This is a genomic window from Planosporangium mesophilum (genome assembly GCF_016863255.1).
Lineage (GTDB): Bacteria > Actinomycetota > Actinomycetes > Mycobacteriales > Micromonosporaceae > Planosporangium > Planosporangium mesophilum.
Window position 1 is genome coordinate 211,771 of record NZ_BOON01000017.1, and the last position, 22,027, is coordinate 233,797.

The 22,027-nt window shown below is 70.9% G+C and carries 21 protein-coding genes; 9 read left to right on the top strand and 12 right to left on the bottom strand.

All coding sequences use genetic code 11. The features are described from left to right. Nucleotides 1-48 precede the first annotated feature (48 nt). Genes amrS through Pme01_RS09700 form a run of 3 tightly spaced genes read left to right on the top strand, consistent with a single transcriptional unit; the run spans nt 49 to nt 3,415 of the window. Complete coding sequence (amrS, locus tag Pme01_RS09690; RefSeq protein ID WP_203935513.1) at nt 49-1,146, top strand: AmmeMemoRadiSam system radical SAM enzyme; 1,098 nt, start codon at nt 49-51, stop codon at nt 1,144-1,146. Then, on the top strand, nt 1,146-1,970 hold the full coding sequence (amrB, locus tag Pme01_RS09695) for an AmmeMemoRadiSam system protein B (RefSeq protein ID WP_168113719.1): 825 nt from the start codon (nt 1,146-1,148) through the stop codon (nt 1,968-1,970). Before amrS ends, amrB begins: the two co-directional genes overlap by 1 nt. A gap of 23 nt (nt 1,971-1,993) precedes the next feature. Beyond that, nucleotides 1,994-3,415 (top strand): FAD-dependent oxidoreductase, encoded by a 1,422-nt coding sequence (locus Pme01_RS09700; protein ID WP_168113720.1) that lies wholly within the window; start codon nt 1,994-1,996, stop codon nt 3,413-3,415. Here the strand turns inward: Pme01_RS09700 and Pme01_RS09705 are convergent. Then, nucleotides 3,409-3,711, bottom strand: coding sequence for an Rv3202a family protein (locus tag Pme01_RS09705; protein ID WP_168113478.1), 303 nt, complete (start codon nt 3,709-3,711; stop codon nt 3,409-3,411). The two genes, Pme01_RS09700 and Pme01_RS09705, sit on opposite strands and share 7 nt — an antisense overlap. A gap of 193 nt (nt 3,712-3,904) precedes the next feature. Between Pme01_RS09705 and fbaA the strand changes: the two genes are divergently transcribed. Next, nucleotides 3,905-4,930 (top strand): class II fructose-bisphosphate aldolase, encoded by a 1,026-nt coding sequence (gene fbaA, locus Pme01_RS09710; RefSeq protein WP_168113721.1) that lies wholly within the window; start codon nt 3,905-3,907, stop codon nt 4,928-4,930. Between the two features lie 64 nt (nt 4,931-4,994). Here fbaA and Pme01_RS09715 read toward each other — a convergent pair whose 3' ends face one another. Beyond that, a complete protein-coding gene (locus Pme01_RS09715; protein ID WP_168113722.1) occupies nt 4,995-6,188 on the bottom strand; it encodes an LOG family protein in 1,194 nt (397 codons plus the stop codon). 199 nt (nt 6,189-6,387) lie between these two features. Between Pme01_RS09715 and Pme01_RS09720 the strand changes: the two genes are divergently transcribed. After that, on the top strand, nt 6,388-6,843 hold the full coding sequence (locus tag Pme01_RS09720) for a DUF3151 domain-containing protein (RefSeq protein ID WP_168113723.1): 456 nt from the start codon (nt 6,388-6,390) through the stop codon (nt 6,841-6,843). A gap of 99 nt (nt 6,844-6,942) precedes the next feature. Here Pme01_RS09720 and Pme01_RS30840 read toward each other — a convergent pair whose 3' ends face one another. Both Pme01_RS30840 and Pme01_RS09730 read right to left on the bottom strand, forming a co-directional pair. Then, nucleotides 6,943-8,802 carry a MinD/ParA family ATP-binding protein gene (locus Pme01_RS30840; protein WP_239088111.1) on the bottom strand — a complete coding sequence of 620 codons (1,860 nt, stop codon included), beginning with the start codon at nt 8,800-8,802 and terminating at the stop codon, nt 6,943-6,945. A gap of 90 nt (nt 8,803-8,892) precedes the next feature. After that, complete coding sequence (locus Pme01_RS09730) at nt 8,893-9,750, bottom strand: diacylglycerol kinase family protein (RefSeq protein ID WP_168113724.1); 858 nt, start codon at nt 9,748-9,750, stop codon at nt 8,893-8,895. A gap of 82 nt (nt 9,751-9,832) precedes the next feature. Here Pme01_RS09730 and Pme01_RS09735 point away from each other — a divergent pair, with 82 nt between their 5' ends. After that, complete coding sequence (locus Pme01_RS09735; RefSeq protein ID WP_168113725.1) at nt 9,833-11,119, top strand: adenylosuccinate synthase; 1,287 nt, start codon at nt 9,833-9,835, stop codon at nt 11,117-11,119. A gap of 22 nt (nt 11,120-11,141) precedes the next feature. Then, complete coding sequence (gene purD, locus Pme01_RS09740; protein WP_168113726.1) at nt 11,142-12,389, top strand: phosphoribosylamine--glycine ligase; 1,248 nt, start codon at nt 11,142-11,144, stop codon at nt 12,387-12,389. Between the two features lie 56 nt (nt 12,390-12,445). Here purD and Pme01_RS09745 read toward each other — a convergent pair whose 3' ends face one another. The 3 genes from Pme01_RS09745 to Pme01_RS09755 form a co-directional block, all read right to left on the bottom strand. After that, nucleotides 12,446-14,236, bottom strand: coding sequence for an AMP-binding protein (locus tag Pme01_RS09745; RefSeq protein WP_168113727.1), 1,791 nt, complete (start codon nt 14,234-14,236; stop codon nt 12,446-12,448). A gap of 91 nt (nt 14,237-14,327) precedes the next feature. Then, nucleotides 14,328-15,542, bottom strand: a complete 1,215-nt coding sequence (locus Pme01_RS09750; RefSeq protein WP_168113728.1) for an acyl-CoA dehydrogenase family protein — start codon at nt 15,540-15,542, stop codon at nt 14,328-14,330. A 3-nt stretch (nt 15,543-15,545) separates the two neighbouring features. Continuing rightward, nucleotides 15,546-15,998 (bottom strand): SCP2 sterol-binding domain-containing protein, encoded by a 453-nt coding sequence (locus tag Pme01_RS09755; protein WP_168113729.1) that lies wholly within the window; start codon nt 15,996-15,998, stop codon nt 15,546-15,548. 118 nt (nt 15,999-16,116) lie between these two features. Here Pme01_RS09755 and Pme01_RS09760 point away from each other — a divergent pair, with 118 nt between their 5' ends. Next, nucleotides 16,117-16,698, top strand: a complete 582-nt coding sequence (locus tag Pme01_RS09760) for a TetR/AcrR family transcriptional regulator (RefSeq protein WP_168114074.1) — start codon at nt 16,117-16,119, stop codon at nt 16,696-16,698. 16 nt (nt 16,699-16,714) lie between these two features. Here Pme01_RS09760 and Pme01_RS09765 read toward each other — a convergent pair whose 3' ends face one another. After that, complete coding sequence (locus tag Pme01_RS09765) at nt 16,715-17,623, bottom strand: rhomboid family intramembrane serine protease (RefSeq protein ID WP_168113730.1); 909 nt, start codon at nt 17,621-17,623, stop codon at nt 16,715-16,717. 10 nt (nt 17,624-17,633) lie between these two features. Further along, nucleotides 17,634-18,173 carry a peptidylprolyl isomerase gene (locus tag Pme01_RS09770; protein ID WP_168113731.1) on the bottom strand — a complete coding sequence of 180 codons (540 nt, stop codon included), beginning with the start codon at nt 18,171-18,173 and terminating at the stop codon, nt 17,634-17,636. A 200-nt stretch (nt 18,174-18,373) separates the two neighbouring features. Here Pme01_RS09770 and Pme01_RS09775 point away from each other — a divergent pair, with 200 nt between their 5' ends. Continuing rightward, complete coding sequence (locus Pme01_RS09775) at nt 18,374-18,955, top strand: YtxH domain-containing protein (RefSeq protein ID WP_168113732.1); 582 nt, start codon at nt 18,374-18,376, stop codon at nt 18,953-18,955. 67 nt (nt 18,956-19,022) lie between these two features. On the opposite strand, the gene Pme01_RS09780 is transcribed toward Pme01_RS09775, so the two are convergent. From Pme01_RS09780 to Pme01_RS09790, 3 genes are all read right to left on the bottom strand, one after another. Then, the gene (locus Pme01_RS09780; protein WP_168113733.1) at nt 19,023-20,147 is read right to left on the bottom strand and encodes a magnesium and cobalt transport protein CorA; all 1,125 of its coding nucleotides are present in this window, start codon (nt 20,145-20,147) and stop codon (nt 19,023-19,025) included. 223 nt (nt 20,148-20,370) lie between these two features. After that, nucleotides 20,371-21,471, bottom strand: coding sequence for an aminotransferase-like domain-containing protein (locus Pme01_RS09785; RefSeq protein WP_168113734.1), 1,101 nt, complete (start codon nt 21,469-21,471; stop codon nt 20,371-20,373). A gap of 61 nt (nt 21,472-21,532) precedes the next feature. After that, a complete protein-coding gene (locus Pme01_RS09790; RefSeq protein ID WP_168113735.1) occupies nt 21,533-21,925 on the bottom strand; it encodes a CBS domain-containing protein in 393 nt (130 codons plus the stop codon). Nucleotides 21,926-22,027 lie beyond the last annotated feature (102 nt).

Consider the following 22,027-nt stretch of genomic DNA (forward strand, 5'->3'; position numbering starts at 1 on the left):
GGGTCTTTTCGTGGCGGTCCCCGCCGGTACGGGCATAGCGTGGAACCCGTGGCGGCCGACACGCTGAGCCTGAGCGACCCGTACACGGTGGCGACGAGTTACTGGCACCGGCTCGACGACGGGCGCATCCAATGCGACGTCTGCCCGCGGGCCTGCAAGCTGCGCGAGGGGCAGCGCGGGCTCTGCTTCGTCCGCGGTCGGGTGGACGACCAGGTGGTCCTGGCCAGCTACGGCCGCTCGTCGGGGTTCTGCATCGACCCGATCGAGAAGAAGCCGCTCAACCACTTCCTGCCCGGCTCGTCGGTGCTGTCCTTCGGTACCGCCGGCTGCAACCTGGCCTGCCGCTTCTGCCAGAACTGGGACATCTCCAAGTCGCGGGAGATCGACACGCTCTCCTCGGCGGCGTCCCCTTCGATCCTTGCGGAGACCGCGGAGCGGCTCGGCTGCCGCAGCATCGCGTTCACCTACAACGACCCGGTGATCTTCATGGAGTACGCGATGGACGTCGCGGACGCCTGCCGGGAGCGCGGCATCAAGGCCGTGGCGGTGAGCGCCGGGTACATGAAGCCGGCTCCGCGCGCCGAGTTCTACCGGCACATGGACGCGGCGAACATCGACCTCAAGGCGTTCACCGAGTCCTTCTACCAGAAGATCACGTTCTCCAAGCTGCCCGTGGTCCTGGAGACGCTCGAGTACCTGCGCGACACCGATGTGTGGTTCGAGATCACCACGCTGCTCATCCCCGGCCACAACGACTCCGACGCCGAGATCACCGACGAGTGCGAGTGGTTGGTTTCGCACGTGGGCCCGGACGTGCCGCTGCACTTCACGGCGTTCCACCCCGACTTCAAGATGCGCGACGTGCCACACACCCCGCCGGAGACGCTGAGCCGGGCCCGGCGGATCGCCCGCGAGCACGGGCTGCGCTACGTCTACACCGGCAACGTCCACGATCCCGCGGGTCAGACCACGACCTGCCCGGGCTGCGACCGGCCGGTGATCGTGCGCGACTGGTACGTCATCAGCGACTACCGGCTGACCGACGACGGCCGGTGCGACCACTGCGGCACCTCGCTGCCGGGCCGGTACGACGGGCCGGTCGGCTCGTGGGGCGCGCGGCGGGTACCGGTGCGGCTGGGGATGTGATGGCTGGCGGTCGCCGGGCGGTACGGACGGCGGCCCGGCCGCCCGCGGTCGCCGGGCTCTTCTACCCGGCCGATCCGCGCGTCCTCGCCACCCAGGTCGACCAGCTGCTCGACGCGGTCGACGTGCCGGCGAACGACGTGCTGGCACCCGCCTACGTCGTACCGCACGCCGGCTACCAGTACTCCGGTCCGACGGCGGCCCACGTGTACGCCCGGCTGCGCCACCACGCCTCCGAGGTGTCACGCGTGGTCGTGGCGGGGCCCGCGCACCGGGTACCGGTGGAGGGCTGCGTCGTCTCGGGTGCCCGGGAGTGGCTCACCCCGCTGGGTGAGGTGCCGGTGGACCAGCGTGTCGACGCGCTGGTCGCGAACGGGTACGCGGTCTTCGACGACCTTCCGCACGCGCCGGAGCACTCGATCGAGGTGCAGTTGCCGTTCCTGCAGCGCACCGTGGGCGAGGTGCCGCTGGTACCGATCGTCGTCGGCCCGTCCGGCGTCGACGACGTGGCGGCCGCCCTCTCCGCCGCCGCCGAGCCGGACCCGGCCGGCACGGTCGTCCTGTGCAGCACCGACCTGTCCCACTACCTGCCCGACGAGCAGGCACGGCAGCGGGACGGGGAGACGCTGAGGGCGGTCGGGGATCTCGCCCCGGAGCGGATCGGGGAGGGCGACGCGTGCGGCGTGTTCGCCCTGCGTGGCCTGGTCGGCCTGGCGCGGCGGGTCGGTCTGGAGCCGTGGCTGCTGGACTACGCGACGAGCGCGGACACGACCGGGGACCCGACCCGGGTGGTCGGGTACGCGGCGGTGGCCTTCGCCCCGAGGTAGCGGTCGGCATAGACAATGGTGGGATGGCCCGACGACTCGTGGTGATCGGTGGCAACGCCGCCGGCATGTCCGCCGCCTCCCAGGCCCGCCGCCGGCGCGGCCGGGACGAGCTGGAGATCGTGGTCTTCGAGCGGAGCCACTTCACGTCGTACTCCTCCTGCGGCATCCCGTACTGGGTGGGTGGCCTGGTGCCGGGCCCGGACGAGCTGGTGGCCCGGACACCGGCGACCTTCCGGGACGAGTACGCGATGGACGTCCGGCTGCGGCACGAGGTCGTCGCGATCGACCTCTCCGAGCGCCTCGTCGTGGCGAAGGACCTGGCCAACGGCGGCGAACCGGTCCGGGAGCGCTTCGACGACCTCGTGTACGCGCCGGGCGCCGCCCCGGTGCGGCCGGACTGGGCCGACGGCGGGCCGGCGGGCGTGTTCGGCATGCAGACCCTCGACGACGGGGCCGCCCTGATGGGCTGGCTCGACGCCGACGCCGACGCCGACGCCGACGCCGACGCCGACGCCGACGCCGAGGTTGTCGCGGCGCCGCGGAGCGCGGTCGTCGTCGGCGCCGGGTACATCGGCGTCGAGATGGCCGAGGCACTGGTCCGGCGCGGCCTTCGCGTGACGGTGGTCGAGAAGAGCCCGCAGCCGATGTCGACCGTCGACCCGGACATGGGGGCGCTGGTCCGCGACGCCATCTGCGGGCTGGGCATCGAGGTCCGCACCGGGGTCGCGGTGACCGGGCTCAAGGAGACCGACGGCCGGGTGTCGGCGGTGGTCACCGACGAGGGTGAGCTGCCGGCCGACGTCGTGGTGCTGGGCCTGGGGGTACGCCCGAACACCGACCTGGCGCGCGACGCCGGACTCCCGGTCGGGCGTACCGGAGGGGTCGTCACCGACCTGCGGATGCGGGTGGCCGACGGGGTGTGGGCGGCCGGCGACTGCGTCGAGACGGTGCACCGGGTGAGCGGGCGGCCGGTGTACGTGCCGCTGGGTACCCACGCCAACAAGCAGGGCCGGGTCGCCGGCATCAACCTCGGCGGCGGGTACGCGACGTTCCCCGGGGTGGTCGGCACCGCCGTGACCAAGGTGTGCGACCTCGAGGTCGGCCGGACCGGCCTGCTGGAGCGGGACGCCACCGCCGCGGGCTATGAGTACGTGACCGCCGTGATCAGGTCGACCAACCGGGCCGGCTACTTTCCGGGCGCTCAGGAGATGACGGTCAAGCTGATCGCGGAGCGGCGCACCGGCCTGCTGCTGGGCGCCCAGATCGTCGGGCGGTCGGAGGCGGCCAAGCGGATCGACGTGCTGGCGGCCGCGCTCTGGCACCGCACGACCGTCGAGGAGATGACCGCACTGGACCTCGGCTACGCCCCGCCGTACGCCCCGGTCTGGGATCCGGTCCTGGTCGCCGCGCGGAAGGCGGCCGCTGCTGTGGAGGCGGGTCAGTAGTCGTCGTGCACCTCGACGGGGATCGACTGCTCGATCGCGTCGGCCTCGCTGACGTCGGGCCGTACCCGCGGGGTTTCCGGCCGGTCGTCGGGGACGGCCAGCAGCGCCTGCTCGATCGCGTCCGCCTCGCTGACGTCGGGCCGTACCCGCGGCTCCTCCGGCAAATCCTCGGGGTGAGCCGGCAGCGTCTGCTCGAACGCGTCCGCCAGTGGCGCCTCCGGATCCTCGGTCGCCGGCCGCAAGGGCTCGTCGGCCTCGTCCCCGGTACCCCGGAACTCCTCGTCAGGCTGCGTCATGGCTCCCCCATCCGCTCGTCCCATTTCATACCGTACGCAGCTAACCCCGTCTGATGCGCTCCGAAACTCCAGGTTCGTCCGCCCACCGTGTTTTCCAGGCCCCCGCGCGCACCTCCGCGCTGCTGCGGGATACTCCCTGCACGAGGACAGCGGGTTCCCCCGACGACGGACCCACCAGCCAAGGAGCGTCGCAATGCCCATCGCTTCGCCAGATGCCTACGCCGAGATGCTCGACCGAGCGAAAGCCGGAGCGTTCGCGTACCCAGCGATCAACGTGACGTCATCGCAGACGCTGAACGCGGCCCTTCGCGGCTTCGCCGAAGCGGAGAGCGACGGCATCATCCAGGTCTCGACCGGTGGTGCCGAGTACCTGTCCGGGTCGACCGTGAAGGACATGGTCACGGGCTCCGTGGCGTTCGCCGCGTTCGCCGCCGAGGTCGCGAAGAAGTACCCCGTCAACATCGCCCTGCACACCGACCACTGCCCCAAGGACAAGCTGGACAAGTTCGTCCGGCCGCTGCTCGCCATCTCGAAGGAGCGGGTGGCCCGGGGCGAGGAGCCGCTGTTCCAGTCGCACATGTGGGACGGCTCGGCGGTGCCGCTGGCCGAGAACCTGGAGATCGCCCAGGACCTGCTTGCCGAGGCCGCCGCGGCGAAGGTGGTCCTGGAGGTGGAGGTCGGTGTCGTCGGTGGTGAGGAGGACGGCATCGTCGGCGCGATCGACGAGAAGCTGTACACCACCGCCGAGGACGGGCTGGCCCTCGTCGAGGCGCTGGGCCTGGGTGAGAAGGGCCGCTACATGGCGGCGCTGACCTTCGGCAACGTGCACGGCGTCTACAAGCCGGGCAACGTCAAGCTGCGCCCGGAGATCCTCAAGGAGATCCAGGAAGCGATCGGCCGGCAGTACGGCCGGGAGAAGCCGCTGTCCCTGGTGTTCCACGGCGGCTCCGGCTCGTTGCTCGAGGAGATCCGCGCGGCGCTGGACTACGGCGTGGTGAAGATGAACATCGACACCGACACCCAGTACGCGTTCACCCGGCCGGTCGCCGAGCACATGTTCCGCAAGTACGACGGCGTCCTGAAGATCGACGGCGAGGTCGGCGACAAGAAGGCGTACGACCCGCGGGCGTGGGGCAAGGCGGCCGAGGGGAACATGGCCAACCGGATCGTCGAGGCGTGCCAGCACCTCCGCTCCGTCGGCACCAGCATGAACAAGTAGTTCCGTTCTTCCTCGATCTTGGACACTTGGCGGGCCTGGTCCCGCCAGGTGTCCAAGATCGCGTTCAGCGGGTTGTGAGGAGTGCGACCGCCTCGGCGACGTCGTCGGTCACGTGGATCAGCCCGCTCAGGTCGCCTACCGGCGAGCCGGCCAGCAGGGGTTCGAGCAGTGCGCGGACCGGCAGCCGGTCGGTCCAGTACGCGGTGTCCAGGAAGACGTACGGCCCGCTGATCCCGTCGGTGGCGTAGAACGTCTTGGTGGCGGCCTGGAACACCTCCTGAACGGTGCCGGCCCAGCCCGGCGCGAACACGATCCCGCCCCGGGACAGCCGCAGGATGGTGTCCTCCCGGATGGCGTTGGAGAAGTACTTCGCGACCCGGGCGGCGAACAGGTTGGCCGGCTCGTGCCCGTACAGCCAGGTCGGGATCGACAGCCCGCCGCGCCGCGCGAAGCTGAGGCCGCCCTCCTCGACGGTCGCGAAGTCGTCGCGGACCTTGAGCGCGGCGGCCGTGTACGGGTCGTGGTCGCGGAAGTCGGGTGCGCCGGCCAGGAGCTCGATCGCGGCGGCGAGGTCCGCAGCGGAGCGCTCGGCCAGGAAGGCGCCGAGGTTCGCCGCCTCCATCACGCCGGGGCCGCCGCCAGTCACGACGAGCCGCCCGGCCCTCGCCAGCTCCCGGCCCAGCGTCGCGGCCAGCCGGTAGGTGGCCGAGCCCCGAGGCACCGCGTGGCCGCCCATCACCCCGATCGCCGCGGACCGGCCGGCGGCCGCGATCCAGGAGTTCGTGACGACGGCGAGGGCATTGTCGATCCCGCTGTCGTGCAACCGCTGTACCAGCGCCTCGCGCGGTGCCGGCTGGGCGCCGCCGGCCGCGCGGAAGTGCTGGTACACCACCGTGTCGTACATGCCGTCGAACCCGTCCCGCGCGAAGCCGGCGGCGAGGTCGTCCGGGGTGTACAGCCGGCTGGGATGGGTGGGGTACGGGACCTCGTCGAACGACGGCACCACCAGCGCGCCGCGGCGGACCAGGCCCGCGGTCATCTCCGGCGAGGCGAACCGGCAGCCGACGAAGAGGGCATCGTGAACGTCCACGGCGGACAGTGCGGCGACCGCGTCCCCGTCGTCCAGGCGCAACCCCTGGACGATCAAACCGCTGAGGGTACCGGCGGAGAGGTGGCGGTCCAGCTCAGCTCGCGATTCGACCTCGTTCGGGGTGTCGTCGTGGAGAGCGATGACGTCGGTGGGTGGAGGTGTCGGCACCCCGGTAATCCTGCCGCAACCGGCCCCGAACAGGGCGATGGCCCGAGTACGAGTCTCGGGCCATCGCGGTGCCGGTTCCTGGGGAGGCTCCGGACCTCAATCCTCATCCGCCTTGCGCAAACGCGCACCGGCCGCACGCGTGACGAAGACCTCAACCGTTTGGCCATCTGCGGGGCCGGTGCGGGGGTTGAATTGCGACATGAAGAACCTGCTCCCACAGCCGCCGCCCACGTTGTTGCCCGCCGATACCGAGGCTGACGCGGCCATGGCCGAAGCCGGTGTGGGTGACGAGGAGACCGCCCCGGCCGGCCCGGTCGGCGTTCCGGACGACCTGAAGTCCGTGGCGGCGAGGTTTCCGACCTACAGCACCGCCTGGGCGCGGCTCGGCGAGCACGCGCTCGCCGCGGGCGACCCGGTGACGGCGTACGCGTACGCCCGGACCGGGTACCACCGGGGTCTCGACCAGTTGCGCCGCAGCGGGTGGCGCGGGCACGGGCCGGTGCCGTGGTCGCACGTACCCAACCGTGGCTTCCTGCGCAGTGTGAACGTCCTGACGCTGGCGGCCGACGCGATCGGTGAGTCCGAGGAGGCGGCGCGCTGCGCCCAGCTGCTCCGGGACTGCGACCCCGCCGCCGGCGACGCCCTCTCCGGCTGATCGTCGCCTCTATCGCCTTGATCGTCAGGACTTCCGCATCGGAGGTGTGGTCTCGGAGTGCTCGGGAGACCACAACCTCCGATGAGGAAGTGAGTTGATCTAGAGGCCCTCGGCGACCGCGGCCGCGATCTTCAGCCAGGCGTCCTTCGTCTGGGACGAGAGCCCGCTGTAGCGGAGCGGCTCACCCGAGTCGATCAATCGCTCGTACGGTGCCAGCAGGACGGTACGGGTACGCGCCTGGAAGTGCTGCTCGATCGCCGGGATGTCCAGCTCGCGGCGGCTCGGCGGCATCGACACCACGGTGACGGCGTTACGGACCAGTCGGTGCAGCCCCTGCTGCTCCAGGTAGTCCAGCATCCGGGCGGCGGTCTCGGCGGAGTCGTTACGGGCTGACATCGTCACCACCAGCTGATCGGTCGCGTCGATCGCCGCCTGCCAGTTCTCCGCGCGTACGTTGTTGCCGGTGTCCACAAAGATCAGTTTGTAGAACCGGCTCACGACCTCGCGGATGTCGCCGAACGCCGCCGCGGTGAGCATCTCGCCCGCGGTGGCCGACTCGTCCGAGGCGAGCACGTCGAACATGCCCTCGCCCTGGGCCCGTACGAACTTCGACAGGTCACCGACCCGGCCGTGCGCGCCCCGGAAGCTGTCCATCTCGCGGAGCAGGTCCCGCACCGTACGGGCGTGGAAGTCCTGCTGGGCGCGCATCCCGAGGGTGCCCTGGGTCTCGTTGTTGTCCCAGGCCAGCACGTATCCGCCGCGTCGCTGCCCGAAGGTCATGGCCAGCAGCAGCACCGCCATGGTCTTGCCGGCACCGCCCTTGGGGTTGACCACGGTGACCTGGCGCAGACCGCCGAAGTTGCGCCGCACCATCTCGATGTCGTGGCGGATCTTCTGCTCGCGTGCCCCGGGGCCCAGGTTGAGCAGGCCGAACGTGGACTTGCGGAGCACGGCCCGCATACCGATGGTCGCCACCGGCTCGACCGGGCGCGCGGCGCGGCGGCGGGCGAAGTCCTCCGCCGTCACGGCACCCTCGGGCGCCCAGTCGGCAGGCGCAGGAGCGTGTGGGACCGGCCGCTCGGCCGGCGGTACGTACGTCGGGGCCTGGTAGACACCGGGCGCGGGCGAGTAGGGCGGCTGCGGTGCGACACCGGGTGCCGGCGCGGTCGGTGCCGGACCGGCCTGGTACCCGGCCGCCGGTGGCGCCACGGGCTGGGCCGGTGGCGGAGGGGTGTGCGTCGGTTGTGGCGCCACGGGCTGGGCCGGTGGCGGAGGGGTGTGCGTCGGTTGCGGCGCCGCCTGGGCCGGTGGCGGCGTGGCCGGCTGTGGCGCCATGGCCGGCGCCGGGGGGCCGGCCTGGGCCGGCCGCGACGGCGGGTCCATCGACGCCGGCGGTCCCGAGGACGGTCCGGTGGGCGTCCCCGCTGCTGCCGGCGCCTCCACGGGTGCCGCGGGTGCCTGCGGCGGCTGTGCGGGCGGCGGGTCGGCGGGGCGGTAGATGCCGGGTGGGGACGCAGTCGGCGGCCGGACGCTGGCGGACTCCGAAGCCGCGGCGGTCGGGGCCGGAGCGGCCTGGGCCGACGTCGGAGCGCCCGGCGGGGCGACCGGCGGGGCGACCGGGGAGGTCGGAGCCGCTGACGCCGGTGCCGTCGGAGCGGGAGCGGCTGCGGTGGCTCGCGCGGCCCCCGGTGCCGCTGCTACGCCTGACGCCGGCGGTACGCCCACCCGGCCGTTGCCGCCCGCACCCGGCTCGGTACGCGGAGTGGCCGGCGGCTGGGTCCAGGGTGAGCCCAGGTGCTCCTCGCGCGGGCGGGTCGGTGCGAACGCCGGCGTGGTCGGATCGATGGTGACCGGCTGGCCGTGCACGGGCGGTGGGGCCAGGTGATCGCGGGGCGGCCCGCCACGGTCCTCGCGGGACGACGCGACGTTCTCATCCGGCGGCCAGAACGGCTCTTCCATGGCGTACCCCCCTCCGGGCGATGCACAGCAGAGTTTCGCATGGTTTTGAATATGTCACCGTAGTGGCCTCGGCCGGGCCGGCCGGAACCGTTACGCCGCGAAGACGGCCCACGCTCCTCGCTCCATCCACCAGGTCCTCTTGCGTCCCAGTGTGCCCGCCACCCCGTCATCGACAAATGGAACATCCGCTCGCGGGTGAACGGCGACGGCACGGCCGCGGGCCCGGCGTACCTCCACCCGTACCTCCCGCCGGCCGTACCACCGGCGCGTGGTGACCGGCAGCGCGACCGCCACGTCGAGTACGCCGTCGGCGGCGTCGGCCTTGACGATCAGCGGCAGGTCGTCGACTGTCGCGTATCCGTCGGCGTTGGCGACGGCCGTCGCGAGCAGGGGCTCGGTGCCGTCACTGAGCACGGTGTCGTCGACGTTGACCTGAGCGGCGTACGGCACCGCCCGCCCGGTGTCGTCGGAGCCGCCGAGCAGCGTGCCGTGCAGGGTCACCGACCCGCCGTCGTTGCGCAGCAGGTCCAGCCGGCGGGCGCGCCCCGCCAGGACGGCCGCGGCGACCTCCGCCGGCTCGCGGGGCAGCCCGAGCCGGGCGACCAGCTCCACGTCCCCCATCGGGAGGATGCCCAGTGGGGGCAGGTCGGGCAGGGTGCGGTCGGCCGGGAGATCATCGGGGCGCTTGCTGGGCGCCGGCGCGTACCGGCGGACCAGCCGCCGTACCACCGCGCGGACCTCGCCGTCGGTGGCCGCCGCGACGATCACCCGGGCGTCGGCGTTGTCCAGCACGGCGTCGATGTCCGCGTCGGAGTAGGCCGTGATCGTCTCGACCCGGGCACCTCCGGCGACCAGCGCGTCGCGGCAGGCCAGAACGGGTACCCGTGGACTGCTCGAGCACCCGCCGGCGGGCCCGTCCTCGAGCGTCAGCAGCACCACGTCGTACACCGTTTCGCCTCCTTGTTAGCCTTGCACCCCGGGGCCCGGCCGCGGCCGGAGCGGCACCGACCCCGCGGAAGGCGGAACTCAAATGCCAGCGATCGTGCTGATCGGCGCGCAGTGGGGCGACGAGGGCAAGGGCAAGGTTACCGACCTGCTCGGAGAGCGCGTCGACTACGTCGTGCGGTACCAGGGCGGCAACAACGCCGGCCACACCGTGGTCACGCCGGACGGGCAGAAGTACGCCCTGCACCTGCTCCCGTCCGGGGTGCTGACGCCGGGCTGCGTACCGGTGATCGGTAACGGGGTCGTGGTCGACCCGAAGGTGCTCCTCAGCGAGTTGGACGGGTTGGCCGAGCGCGGCGTGGACGCGACCAGGCTGCTCATCTCGACCGACGCGCACCTGATCATGCCGCACCACCGGGCGCTGGACCGGGTGGTCGAGCGCTACCTCGGCTCGTCCCGGATCGGGACCACCGGGCGCGGCATCGGGCCGGCGTACGGCGACAAGATCGCCCGGATGGGCATCCGGGTGCAGGACCTGCTCGACCCGGGCATCTTCCGCAAGAAGCTGGAGCTGGTGCTGCGGGAGAAGAACCAGATCCTGTTCAAGGTCTACAACCGCAAGCCGATCGACGTCGATGCGGTCGTCGAGGAGTACCTGGGGTACGCCGAGCGGCTGCGCCCGTACATCGCCGACACCCGGCTGATCCTGGGCAAGGCCCTCGAGGCGGACAAGACGGTACTGCTGGAGGGCGCCCAGGCCACGCTGCTGGACGTGGACCACGGCACGTACCCGTTCGTGACCTCGTCCAACCCGACCGCAGGTGGTGCCTGTGTCGGCTCCGGCGTCCCGCCGACCCGGATCAACCAGGTCATCGCCGTGGCCAAGGCGTACACCACCCGGGTCGGTTCGGGCCCGTTCCCGACGGAGCTGTTCGACGCCAACGGCCAGCACCTACTCAAGGTCGGCGGGGAGTACGGGACGACGACCGGCCGGGAGCGCCGGTGCGGCTGGTTCGACGCGGTCGTCGCCCGGTACGCGGCGCGGGTCAACGGCGTCACCGACTTCGTGGTCACCAAGCTCGACGTGCTGAGCGGCCTGGAGAAGGTGCCGATCTGCGTGGCGTACGAGATCGACGGCGAGCGGGTCGACGAGATGCCGATGACGCAGACCGCCTTCCACCACGCCAAGCCGATCTACGAGGAGCTGCCCGGCTGGGACGAGGACATCTCCAAGTGCCGTACCGAGGCTGAGCTGCCCGAGAACGCGCGCCGCTACATCGAGCGGATCGAGGAGCTGTCCGGGGCGCGGGTCAGCGCGGTCGGCGTCGGGCCGGGGCGCGACGAGAACGTGGTCCGCCACCCGCTGCTCTGAGCACCGACCGTACGATCGCGTTGTGCGTGTCCTTCTGATCGGTTCCGGCGGGCGTGAGCACGCCCTCGCCACCGCTCTCGCCGTCGACCCGTCCGTCACCTCGCTGGTCTGTGCCCCGGGCAACCCCGGGATGGAGTCGCTGGCCGAGCTGGTACCGGTCGACGCCGGCGATCCCGACGCCGTCGCGGGCCTGGCCGTACAGGTACGGGCCGACCTGGTCGTGATCGGCCCCGAGCAGCCGCTGGTGGCCGGCGCAGCTGACGCCATCAGGGCGAAGGGCATCGCCTGCTTCGGGCCGTCGGCCGAGGCGGCGCGGCTGGAGGGGTCGAAGGCGTTCGCCAAGGAGATCATGGACGTGGCCGGCGTGCCGACGGCCCGGTCCCGGGTCTGCGAGAGCCCGGCCGAGGTGGCCGCCGCGCTCGACGAGTTCGGGGCGCCGCACGTGGTCAAGGACGACGGGCTCGCCGCGGGTAAGGGCGTCGTGGTCACGTCCGACCGGGGGGCGGCGCTCGAGCATGCCGCCGGGTGCGGCCGGGTCGTGGTCGAGGAGTACCTCGCCGGACCCGAGGTATCGCTGTTCGCGGTCACCGACGGCGAGGCTGCGCTGCCGCTGGTACCGGCTCAGGACTTCAAGCGCGTCGGTGAGGGCGACACCGGCCCCAACACCGGCGGCATGGGCGCCTATGCGCCGCTGCCGTGGGCGCCCGCCGGCCTCGTCGACGAGGTCATGGCCTCCGTGGTGCACCCGACCCTGGCGGCGATGCGCGAGCGCGGCACGCCGTTCGCCGGGCTGCTGTACGTCGGGCTGGCGATCACCGCCGACGGGCCGAAGGTGATCGAGTTCAACTGCCGGTTCGGTGACCCGGAGACCCAGGTCGTACTGGCTCTGCTGGAGACGCCCCTGGCCGGCCTGCTGTACGCGGCCGCGACCGGTGCGCTGGGCGGACACCCGCCGCTGCGGTGGCGCGACGGCTCGGCGGTGACCGTGGTGGTGGCGGCCGAGAACTACCCCGGTACGCCCCGCAAGGGAGACGTGATCACCGGCGCCGACGGCGTGCCCGGCGTCATCCACGCCGGTACGGCCCGCCGTGACGACGGCGCCCTCGTCTCCGCCGGCGGACGGGTACTGTGCTGCACCGCCGCCGGTGGTGACCTCCAAGCCGCCCGGGACGCCGCCTATGCGCTGGTCGACGGGGTCGGGCTGGCCGGCTCGCATCATCGCCGGGACATCGCGCTGGCCGCGGAGCGCGGCGAGATCGCCGTGCCTTAGTAGATCTTGGAGAGTCCGACACCGGTACCGGTGCCGAACTCTCCAAGATCGGGAAGTCAGTCCTCGATGCGCGGCAGGTGCATCGTGACGTCGTTGGAGTCGGCCGCCGAGCGGGGGTCGGGCTGTCGCGGCGGCGGGCTCATCGGCGCCCGGTACGACGATCGGGGACTCGTCGGCGGCTGGTGGGTCGGCGGCTGGTGAGTCGGCGCCTGGCGCATTGGTGCCGGGCCAGCCTGCGCGGGACCCGCCGGTGCCGGGCTCGTCGGCGCGCTGGGCGCCAGGTACCGACGCATGATCTTGCCGGTCGCGTTTCGGGGCAGCTCGGCGACGAAGTGGACGTCCCGCGGCACGCTGAACCGGGCCGCCGTTCGGCGTACGTACTCGCGTACGCCCTCGGAGTCGAGCTGCTCGCCCTGGTAGAGCACGATCCAGGCGGCCAGGCGCTGGCCGTACACCCGGTCCGGGACGCCGACCACGGCCACGTCGCGGACCTGGGGCAGCTCGGCGATGGCGTTCTCGACCGCGGAGGGGTACACGTTCTCCCCGCCGCAGATCACCATGTCGTCCTCGCGACCGTCCACGTAGACCAGACCCTCGGGGGAGACGCGGCCGATGTCGCCGGTCGCGATCAGCCCGTTACGCCACTCCTTGTTGCCGCCGTCGGTGTAGCCCTCGAAGAGCATGTCGTTTCCGACGAAGATCCGGCCGACCTTCTGCGGCGGCAACGGGTTGCCGTTCGGGTCGAGGATCAGCACCTTGGTGCCGACGGGCGATCGCCCGGCGCAGGTGGGGTCGGCGCGCAGCTCGTCGGGCGTGGCGATGCTCGCCCACGACGCCTCGGTCGACCCGTACAGGTTGTAGAGCACGTCACCGAAGACGTCCATGAACCGCAGGACCACCGGCGCGGGCATCGCCGAGCCGCTGGTCGCCACGACCCGCAGCGGGGTGTGGATCCGCCGGCCCTGCGAGGCGTCGAGCATCCGCTGCAGCATGACCGGCACCGCCAGCAGCGCGGTGCACTGGTGCTCGTGGATCGCGGCGAGCGTGTCCATCGGCTCGAACCGCCGGCGCAGCACGACGGTCGCTCGCAGCGCCAGGGCGATCTGCAGCCCCGCGTACCCCCAGGTGTGGAAGAGCGGGGCGGCGATGAAGATCCGTTCGCCGACCGACATCGGGATCCGGGAGATCACCGCGGCGAGCGGGCTGAAGCTCGGCGGGATCGGCCGGCGGGCGCCCTTCGGGGTACCCGTAGTGCCCGACGTGAGCACGATCGTTCGACCCGTCTGCTCCGGCGGAGGTCCGTCGTCGTCAGGGGAGCGCTCGATCAGTCCGGCCACGGTCGGGGTCTCGCGGCCGGCGTCGCCGTCGGCGCTGACCCGGGCGACGGACGGCGGAACGGCCGACACCATCTCGAAGAACTCGTCGTCGTGGATGAGCACGCTCACCTGCTGGTTGTGCAGGACGTTCTCGAGCTGGCCGGGGCCGAGTCCGGTGTTGACCAGGACCACGTCGGCGCCGATCATCCCCGCGGCCAGCATCGACTCGAACATCGACACGGAGTTGCGGCACAGCAGGCCGAGGCGGTCGCCCTCGGCCAGGCCGTACCCGGCACGCAGGCCGTTGGCCAGCCGCCGGGCGTTCATCGCGAGTTCGCCGTACGTGACCGAGCGGGTCTCGTCGATGACCGCCACTCGCCGAGGATCGCGGGCGGCCGCCGAACGCATCTCGCCGGTGAGGGTGAACCCCCACCGGCGCAACGCATTGAGCTGGCGGGCGACCCTGTCGGGCCGCCCCGGGCTGAGTAGGCCACGTCTAGCCAACGTCCGGATCAGGAAGGCTGCTTGCACGTCATCTGCCTATCGCTCGTGGTGCCCCCACGGTAAACCCGTGCCCACCATTCATCGATGTTCGTGATGGAGCCCCCCGTGACCCGGGCACTCAGCGGATGTACATGCCCGAGATCGCCCGAGAGACCACCAGTCGCTGGATCTCGCTGGTCCCTTCGAAGATGGTATAAATCTTGGCGTCTCGATACCAGCGCTCAACTGGATGGTCACGAACGAAACCGGCGCCGCCGAGGATCTGGACCGCCTTTTCCGCGTTGGCGACCGCCACCTCGCCGGCCTTGAGCTTGCTCATCGAGCCCTCACCGGATTCGAACACCCGGTTGTTGCGCCCCATCCAGGCCGCACGCCATACCAGCAGTCGGGCCGCGTCGAGCTCCATCTTCATGTCGGCGAGCGCGAACGCGATGGCCTGGTTCTCGATGATCTTCCGGCCGAACTGCTCCCGGTCCTTGGCGTACTCCAGCGCGTACTCGTACGCCGCGCGGGCGATGCCGAGCGCTTGGGCGCCGACGGCCGGCCGGGACAGCTCGAACGTACGCATGGCTGCCTGGCCGCTGGCCCGCTGGCCCTCCCGGGCCCGAGCCAGCCGCTCGTCGAGCGCCTCCTTGCCGCCGAGCAGGCAGCTGCCGGGCACCCGCACCTCGTCGAGGAACACGTCGGCGGTGTGCGAGGCGCGCAGGCCGAGCTTCTTCAGCTTCTTGGTGGCGTCGAGGCCCGGGGTGCCGGGTGGCACGATGAAGCCGGCCTGGCCGCGCGAGCCCAGCTCCGGGTCGACACTCGCGGTCACCACGTGGACGTTGGCGATGCCGCCGTTGGTGGCGTACGCCTTCTGCCCGCTGATCACCCACTCGTCGGTGGCCTCGTCGTACCGGGCGCGGGTACGCATCGAGCTGACGTCCGAGCCGGCCTGCGGCTCGGTGGTGCAGAACGCGGCCACCTTGGGGTCGTCGGCGTCACCGAAGCACTGCGGCACCCACTCGACCAGCTGGTCGGGGGTGCCGGAGCCGTAGATGGCTGCGACCGCCAGGTGCGTGCCGAAGATCGACATGGCGATCCCGGCGTCGCCCCAGAACAGCTCTTCATTCGAGATGCACAGCGAGAGGCCGGTCGGATCGGACCAGGAGTTGACGAGGAACTCGAAGCCGTACAGCCCGATCTTGGCCGCTTCCTTGATGATCGGCCAGGGCGTCTCTTCGCGCTCGTCCCACTCCGCGCCGGCCGGGCGCACGACCTCGCTGGCGAAGCCGTGCATCCAGTCGCGCAGATCCCGCTGCTCCTCGTTCAGATCGAGCGAGAACTCGGGCATGGCTCAGGCCTTCGGGATGTCGAAGAGGTTGGCGATGTTCGCGGCGAGGCCCAGGTCGCCCTTGGCCTTCAGCTTGCCGGTCATGAACATCATCATCGGGTTGCCGTTACCCGAGACGACCTTGATGAAGTCGACCGGGCCCACGGTGATCGCCAGCTTCGGGTCGTGCTCGGGGGTCGGCGACAGCGTGCAGGTGCCGTTCGAGATGACCAGCTCGTACGTGCTCACGCCGCCGTCCGGGGCGCCGCCGACGTTCCAGTGGATGACGGCGTTGGTGGAGCCGGCCCGGTCCGCGCGGAACAGGCTGGGGAACTTCGCGAAGATCGCGTCGAGGATCTGCTTGCGGTGCTCGCCCTGCAGCAGTTCGGAGATCTCCGAGTCCTTCGTCTGCTTGACGATCTGGGCGAACTGCTTGGGCTCGACGGTGGCGAAGTCGAGGCCGGTGATGTCCGTCATGGGAACCCCTCTGTGGCTGATACCTTACTCGTGCGTAACCTTACGGGCGAGTAGGTAAGCTGGCAAGGTGCGACCCGTCACCTCCAAGCGCGTTCCGCGCGCCGTACGCGAACAGCAGATGCTCGACGCCGCCGTCTCCGTCTTCGGTCGGCAGGGCTTCCACGCCGCCTCCATGGACGACATCGCCGAGCTCGCCGGGATCTCCAAACCCATGGTGTACGCCTACCTGGGCACCAAGGAGGACCTGTTCAGGGCGTGTCTGCACCGGGAGGCGACCCGGATGGTCGAGGCGGTGGTCGGCGCCGTGGGGTCGAGTACCCGACCGGACGAGCAACTGTGGAACGGCCTGCGCGGCTTCTTCTCCTTCGTCGGTGAGCGTCGCGACGGCTGGAACATGATCTACCGGCAGTCGCGCGGCCTGGAGCCGTTCGCCAGCGAGTGGGCGGAGATGCGCGGCCGGATGATCGACATCGTGAGCGGGCTGCTGGCCCGGGCGGTGGAGTCGGCCGGCGGGCCGAGCGGCCCGGAGCACCTGGAGCCGGTGACGTACGCGCTGGTGGGCGCGGCCGAGTCGATGGCCGACTGGCTGGCCGACCGCCCCGGGGAGGACCCGGGGCGGACGGCCGCACGGCTGATGAACTTCATCTGGTTGGGCGCCGAGGACCTGCTCCACGGCGCGGTCTGGCGCCCGTCTTCCTGATCCTCCCGCTGCGGCCTCAGGCGTGCAGGCTGGGGCCGAGCAGGGTCAGGAACCCGAGCAGCGCCAGCACCCCGGCGAGGACGGCGACCTGTACCCGGGTACGGGCACCGCGCGGCGCGTACGCCAGTCCGGCGGCCACGATCGCGCCGACGACGAGACCGCCGAGGTGGCCGGCCTTGGAGATGCCCGGGAAGAAGAACGTGATGTACAGGTTGATCGCCAGGATCGGCAGGATGCCCGCGAGGCTTCCACCGAGCCGACGGACGATGATCGCGTACGCGGCGAACAGGCCGAAGATCGCGGTCGAGGCGCCGGCCGAGAGCGCGTCGGGGCTGAACAGATAGGCCGCGACGTTGCCGCCGAGCCCGGCGAGCAGGTAGAGCGCCAGGAACCGGCCGCGGCCGAGCACGGCTTCGAGTTGGCGGCCGAGGATCCACAGCCCCCACATGTTCATCAGCAGGTGCAGCAGCCCGTAGTGGATGAACATGGCGGTGATCAGGCGGTACCAGCCGCCGTTGTCGATACCGGGGAAGGTCTGGCTGCCGCCGGCCGACTGGAGCACCACGTTGGGGCCGACGACCGCGCCGACGTAATGGACGAGGCTCGAGCCGGTGAAGAGCCCACGGCCGAGGAGGGCGCCGGTGCCGCTGAGCAACACGCCGATGAGCATCACGGCGACGTTGATCGCGATCAGGACCTTGGTCACCGTGCCCCGGTGGCCGGCCGCGGTCCCGCCGAAGGCGGTGCGGACCGACGGCTGGGTGCGCCGCCCCTCGGTGACGCACTCGGGGCACTGGTGACCGACCGACGCCTCGCGCATGCAGTCGGGGCAGATCGGCCGGTCACAGCGATTGCAACGGACGTATGTCTCCCGTGACGGATGCCGGTAGCACGCCGGCACCCCGACGGACGGGGGTTGTGTCATGCGAGCAAGACTACTGAGTCCGCTCAATCTCGACGCGCTCGATGACGACGTCCTGCAGCGGACGGTCCCGCGGGTCGGTCTGGGTACCCGCGATGGCGTCCACGGTCTTGCGCGACTCGTCGTCGGCGACCTCGCCGAAGATGGTGTGCTTGCCGTTGAGCCAGGTGGTGGGGCCGACGCTGATGAAGAACTGCGAGCCGTTGGTGCCCTGGCCGCCGCGGGTGCCGGCGTTCGCCATGGCGAGCAGGTACGGCCGGTTGAACTGCAGGTCCGGGTGGATCTCGTCGTTGAAGGTGTACCCCGGACCGCCGGTGCCGGTGCCGGTCGGGTCGCCTCCCTGGATCATGAACCCGCTGATGACCCGGTGGAAGACCGTGCCGTCGTAGTACGGACCGCTGCCCGGCTGGCGCGTGCGCGGGTCGGTGTACTCCTGCGTACCCTCGGCCAGGCCGACGAAGTTCCGCACGGTCTTCGGCGCGTGATCGGGGAAGAGCTCGGCCCGGATCGGCCCGACGTTCGTGTGCAACGTCGCGAATATGCGCTCGGCCACAATGCTCCCTTTCGTGTGAAGATCGTCAGCGATTACCGTACCTCCGGCCCCGCTGCCGCGCCGCTCGTGGGCGCCAGGTGCGCGATCGACCGCCGCCCACCGGGTCTAGATCACTGTGGACCAGCGAAAACAGGTTCTTCTCCTCCGCCGCTGGGTAATGCGAGGGGGTACGAGTGTTCGCCGGCACTGGAGGTGGGACTGTGTTTGGACGGCGTCAGGTGAAGACGCAGAACGTCATGATGCGCGAGGAACTCGGCAAGGGGATCAATCACCTGCGGATGGCCGCGGCCCACGCGACGGGTTCGGCCGCCGGGATGATCGCCCCCCGGATCGACATGGTGCGGGAACGGATGATCGAGCCGACCGTCGACAAGTCGATGGACGCGGCGCGCGACGGTGCGCGCAGGGCGGGCGGCATGGCGCGCCGGGCAACCGGTAGGAAGCCGAAGGCCAGCACCAGGCGGTTGCCGAGGATGGTGGGGGGCCTGATGATCGCGGGTGTGGCGCTGGGTGCCGTCAGCGCACTGCTCTCGCGCCGCCGTCAGCGCAAGTGGGACGAGTACGGCTCGGTCGGCAACACCCTGACGGAGCGGGCGCGGTCGGTCACGGACACGGCCCGGCCAGCCGCGTCGTCGATGACGGACACCGCCAAGGAGAAGGCGTCCGACGTGATGGGGCAGATGAAGGGCGCCTCCGACACCTCGCCGCCCTCGTCGGGTGCGGCCGGTTCGTTCAGCGGCGGCCCGAGCGGCCCGAGCGGCTCGCGCAACGGGCACCCGTAGCGCCCGGGGAAAACTTTGTCCGGGAGGAGCGCGCCGCGCTCCTCCCGGAGCACGTCGGCCGGTCGGTCTACAGCCAGCCGGAGCGCCGGAAGGCCCGGTACAACCCGAGCGAGATGGCGACCATCAGCGCCAGTAGCACGGGGTAGAAGTATTTCCAGTCCTTCTCGGGCATGTCCAGGTTCATGCCGTAGATGCCCGTGACGAAGGTCCAGAAGGCGGCGATACCGGCCCAGGCTGCGATCTTGCGCATGTCGTTGTTCTGGTCCACCGTCACCTGGGCCAGCCGCGCCTGCAGGATCGAGTTGAGCAGGTCGTCGAAGTACATGACCTGCTCGACCGTACGGGTCAGGTGGTCGTTGACGTCGCGGAAGTACCGGCGGATCTCGGCGGGCACGTTGGCCAACTGCCCGCTGGCCAGACCGGCGAGCGGGCGCTGCAGTGGGAGGACCGCCCGCTTGAACTCCATCAGCTCCCGCTTGAGCTGGTAGATCCGCTGGATCCGACCGCTGCCGCCCTGGCGGGCGAAGACGCTGTCCTCGACGATCGCGATGTCCTCCTCGATCGCCGACGCGACCTCGATCAGGATGTCCACGACCAGGTCGTACACCGCGTACGCGACCGCCCAGGGGCCCTGCTTGAGCAGGTCGTGCTTGTCGTTCAGCCCGGCCCGTACCGGAGCCAGCCGGGCGGCGTCGCCGTGTCGCACCGTGATGATGAAGTGCTCGCCGATGAACATCATGACGTCGCCGCTCTCGACGACCTCGCTGGTCTCGGTCAGTTCGGCGTGCTCGATGTACCGCGCGGTCCGCATGGTCACGAACGTCATGTCGCCGTAGCGCTCCACCTTCGGGCGCTGGTGCGACTTCACGGCGTCCTCCACCGGAAGTTCGTGCAGGTCGAAGGCGTCGGCGATGTCGGCCAGCTCGTGCGCGTCGGGCTCCTTGAGCCCCAGCCAGACGAAGGCGTCGCGGGTACCGCGGGCCGCGGTCAGCGCGTCCCGGTAGTTCCAGTCACCCGGCTGGCGCACCCCGTCGACGTAGAGCGCGCAGTCGACCACTCCGCTGTGATGACCGGTCGTGACGTCGGTGATCTCCACCGTCGGCGCGGCGCTACGCATCCGGTCCATGGCGCGGCGGACGGGCGCGGCGAGCGCGCGGGACAGGCTACGGCCGGTGCCGTCGTCGTGGACCATGCACTACTCCAGACGTTCGTCGGTCTGGACGCTGCCACCACGACGCATCGGAGGGTGTGCACCGGGCGGGCCGTCCGCAGGTGGGGGGTAAGCGGGGACGGCCCGCCCGGTGCCGGTGGGGGCGGGGGTGAAGCCTGTCAGCGCAGGTCGAGTAATGACCGCGCGGCAGGATTGTGATCCATCCGACCCGGGCGGGGAAACCCCTTCACATCACGTTTTGGTGTCAGCCTTGCTCGCGTACCTCCGCCACGGCGGCCGCCAGCCGACGTACACCCTCGTCGATCTGGTCCGTCGTGACCGCCGAGTACGCCAGCCGCAGCGCGTGCTTGCCGCCCTCCAGCAGGAAGTCGCTGCCCTTGACGACCGCCACTCCGCGCGCGGTGGCCGCCGGTACGAGCTTGTCGACGTCGACGTCGTCAGCCAGCTCCACCCACAGGAAGTAGCCGCCGTCCGGCTCGGTGAAGCGGGCGTCCGGGATGTGCTCCCGCAGCGCCGCGCCGAGCAGCCGGGCCCGCTCGCCGAGCGCCGCACTGACGCTCGCGATGGAGCGGTCGATGTCACCCGAGACGCAGAACTGGTGCACGATCGCCTCGGAGACCATGCCGGGCGAGATGTACAGGTTCGTGGCCCGCTTGGCGATCGTGGCGATGAGGTCCTTCGGCCCGACCAGGTAACCGACGCGCACGCCCGGGCAGACCGTCTTGGTGAACGAACTGGCGTGGACGACGGTGCCGGCGGTGTCCTGCTCCAGCATCGACGGCAGCTTCTCGCCCCGGAAGCGGATGTCCGCGTACGGGTCGTCCTCGAAGATCGTGAACCCGTACTCCTCGGCCAGCGCGATCAGGGCGCGCCGGCGGTCGGCGCTCAGCGTGACGCCGGCCGGGTTCTGGTAGTTCGGGATGATGTGGGCCAGCTTCGGCCGTACCCCCGACTCGAGCAGCGCGCGCAGCTCCTCGACGTCGAGCCCGTCCTTGTCGAGGGTGACCTGGTGCACCTTCGCGCCGAGATTGCGCAGGTTGAGCAGGGTCCGGTCGTAGGTCGGCTTCTCCACGATCACGTCGTCACCGGCGCTGACCAGGTGCTCGAACAGCAGCGCGTCGGCCTGCAGCGAGCCATTGGTGACGATCACCTGGTCGGCGGCCACGCCGTGCTTGTCCGCGATCCACTGACGCAAGGGGAGGTAGCCCACGGACGTTCCGTACGCGGTGACACCGGCCGGGTCGGCCTCGAAAGCGCGGACGGCGGCGGCCTTGAGGCCGTCGATGTCGACGATGTCCAGGGACGGGGCGCCACGGGCGAATGAGATGAGCTGCGCGGAGGTCATGGCTCTAAAGGGTACGACCTGTAGTTGATCGATTTTGTCAAGCCCGGGCGGAAGGCCGGTGCTAGGCGGGCACCGTCGACGGGTTCTGGGACCAGACGCGCACCACGTCGCGTACCGAGATGATGCCGAGCACCTCGCCGTCGTCCACGACGACCAGGTGGCGGAAACCGCCCTTGATCATCGCTGCCGCCGCCTCCTCCAGCGTCCACGTCGGCCCGGCGTACACCACGTCCCAGGTGATGTGCGGGCCCACCTCCTCGCGGTCGGGATCTCCCCCGGCGGCGATGGCGTTGAGGATGTCTCGTTCGGTGACGATGCCGAGCCCCGACCCGTCCGGGTCGAGCACCACCGCCGAACCGACCTTGCGGGAGGACATGAACTGAGCCGTCTGACGCAGCGTGTGCCCAGGCCCCACGCTCAGGACCACCTTGCTCATCGCGTCACGTACCTGCATGGTGTAATCCCCCTCACATTGGTACAGACATGGTCCCGTCCCGGCGATGAACACTCAAGACTTTCGATTCACGGATATCGCGGCCGCCTCGCCGGAGTCCTC

Excerpts from the sequence above, each read along its gene's own strand:
- Pme01_RS09760 (WP_168114074.1), top strand. The coding sequence starts at position 16,117 with ATGCTCGACGCCGCCGTCTCCGTCTTCGGTCGGCAGGGCTTCCACGCC.
- Pme01_RS09750 (WP_168113728.1), bottom strand. The coding sequence starts at position 15,542 with ATGCCCGAGTTCTCGCTCGATCTGAACGAGGAGCAGCGGGATCTGCGC.
- Pme01_RS09780 (WP_168113733.1), bottom strand. The coding sequence starts at position 20,147 with ATGGTCCACGACGACGGCACCGGCCGTAGCCTGTCCCGCGCGCTCGCC.
- Pme01_RS09755 (WP_168113729.1), bottom strand. The coding sequence starts at position 15,998 with ATGACGGACATCACCGGCCTCGACTTCGCCACCGTCGAGCCCAAGCAG.
- Pme01_RS09785 (WP_168113734.1), bottom strand. The coding sequence starts at position 21,471 with ATGACCTCCGCGCAGCTCATCTCATTCGCCCGTGGCGCCCCGTCCCTG.
- Pme01_RS09765 (WP_168113730.1), bottom strand. The coding sequence starts at position 17,623 with ATGACACAACCCCCGTCCGTCGGGGTGCCGGCGTGCTACCGGCATCCG.
- Pme01_RS09705 (WP_168113478.1), bottom strand. The coding sequence starts at position 3,711 with ATGACGCAGCCTGACGAGGAGTTCCGGGGTACCGGGGACGAGGCCGAC.
- Pme01_RS09700 (WP_168113720.1), top strand. The coding sequence starts at position 1,994 with ATGGCCCGACGACTCGTGGTGATCGGTGGCAACGCCGCCGGCATGTCC.
- Pme01_RS09735 (WP_168113725.1), top strand. The coding sequence starts at position 9,833 with ATGCCAGCGATCGTGCTGATCGGCGCGCAGTGGGGCGACGAGGGCAAG.
- Pme01_RS09720 (WP_168113723.1), top strand. The coding sequence starts at position 6,388 with ATGAAGAACCTGCTCCCACAGCCGCCGCCCACGTTGTTGCCCGCCGAT.
- Pme01_RS09790 (WP_168113735.1), bottom strand. The coding sequence starts at position 21,925 with ATGCAGGTACGTGACGCGATGAGCAAGGTGGTCCTGAGCGTGGGGCCT.
- fbaA (WP_168113721.1), top strand. The coding sequence starts at position 3,905 with ATGCCCATCGCTTCGCCAGATGCCTACGCCGAGATGCTCGACCGAGCG.
- amrB (WP_168113719.1), top strand. The coding sequence starts at position 1,146 with ATGGCTGGCGGTCGCCGGGCGGTACGGACGGCGGCCCGGCCGCCCGCG.
- Pme01_RS30840 (WP_239088111.1), bottom strand. The coding sequence starts at position 8,802 with ATGGAAGAGCCGTTCTGGCCGCCGGATGAGAACGTCGCGTCGTCCCGC.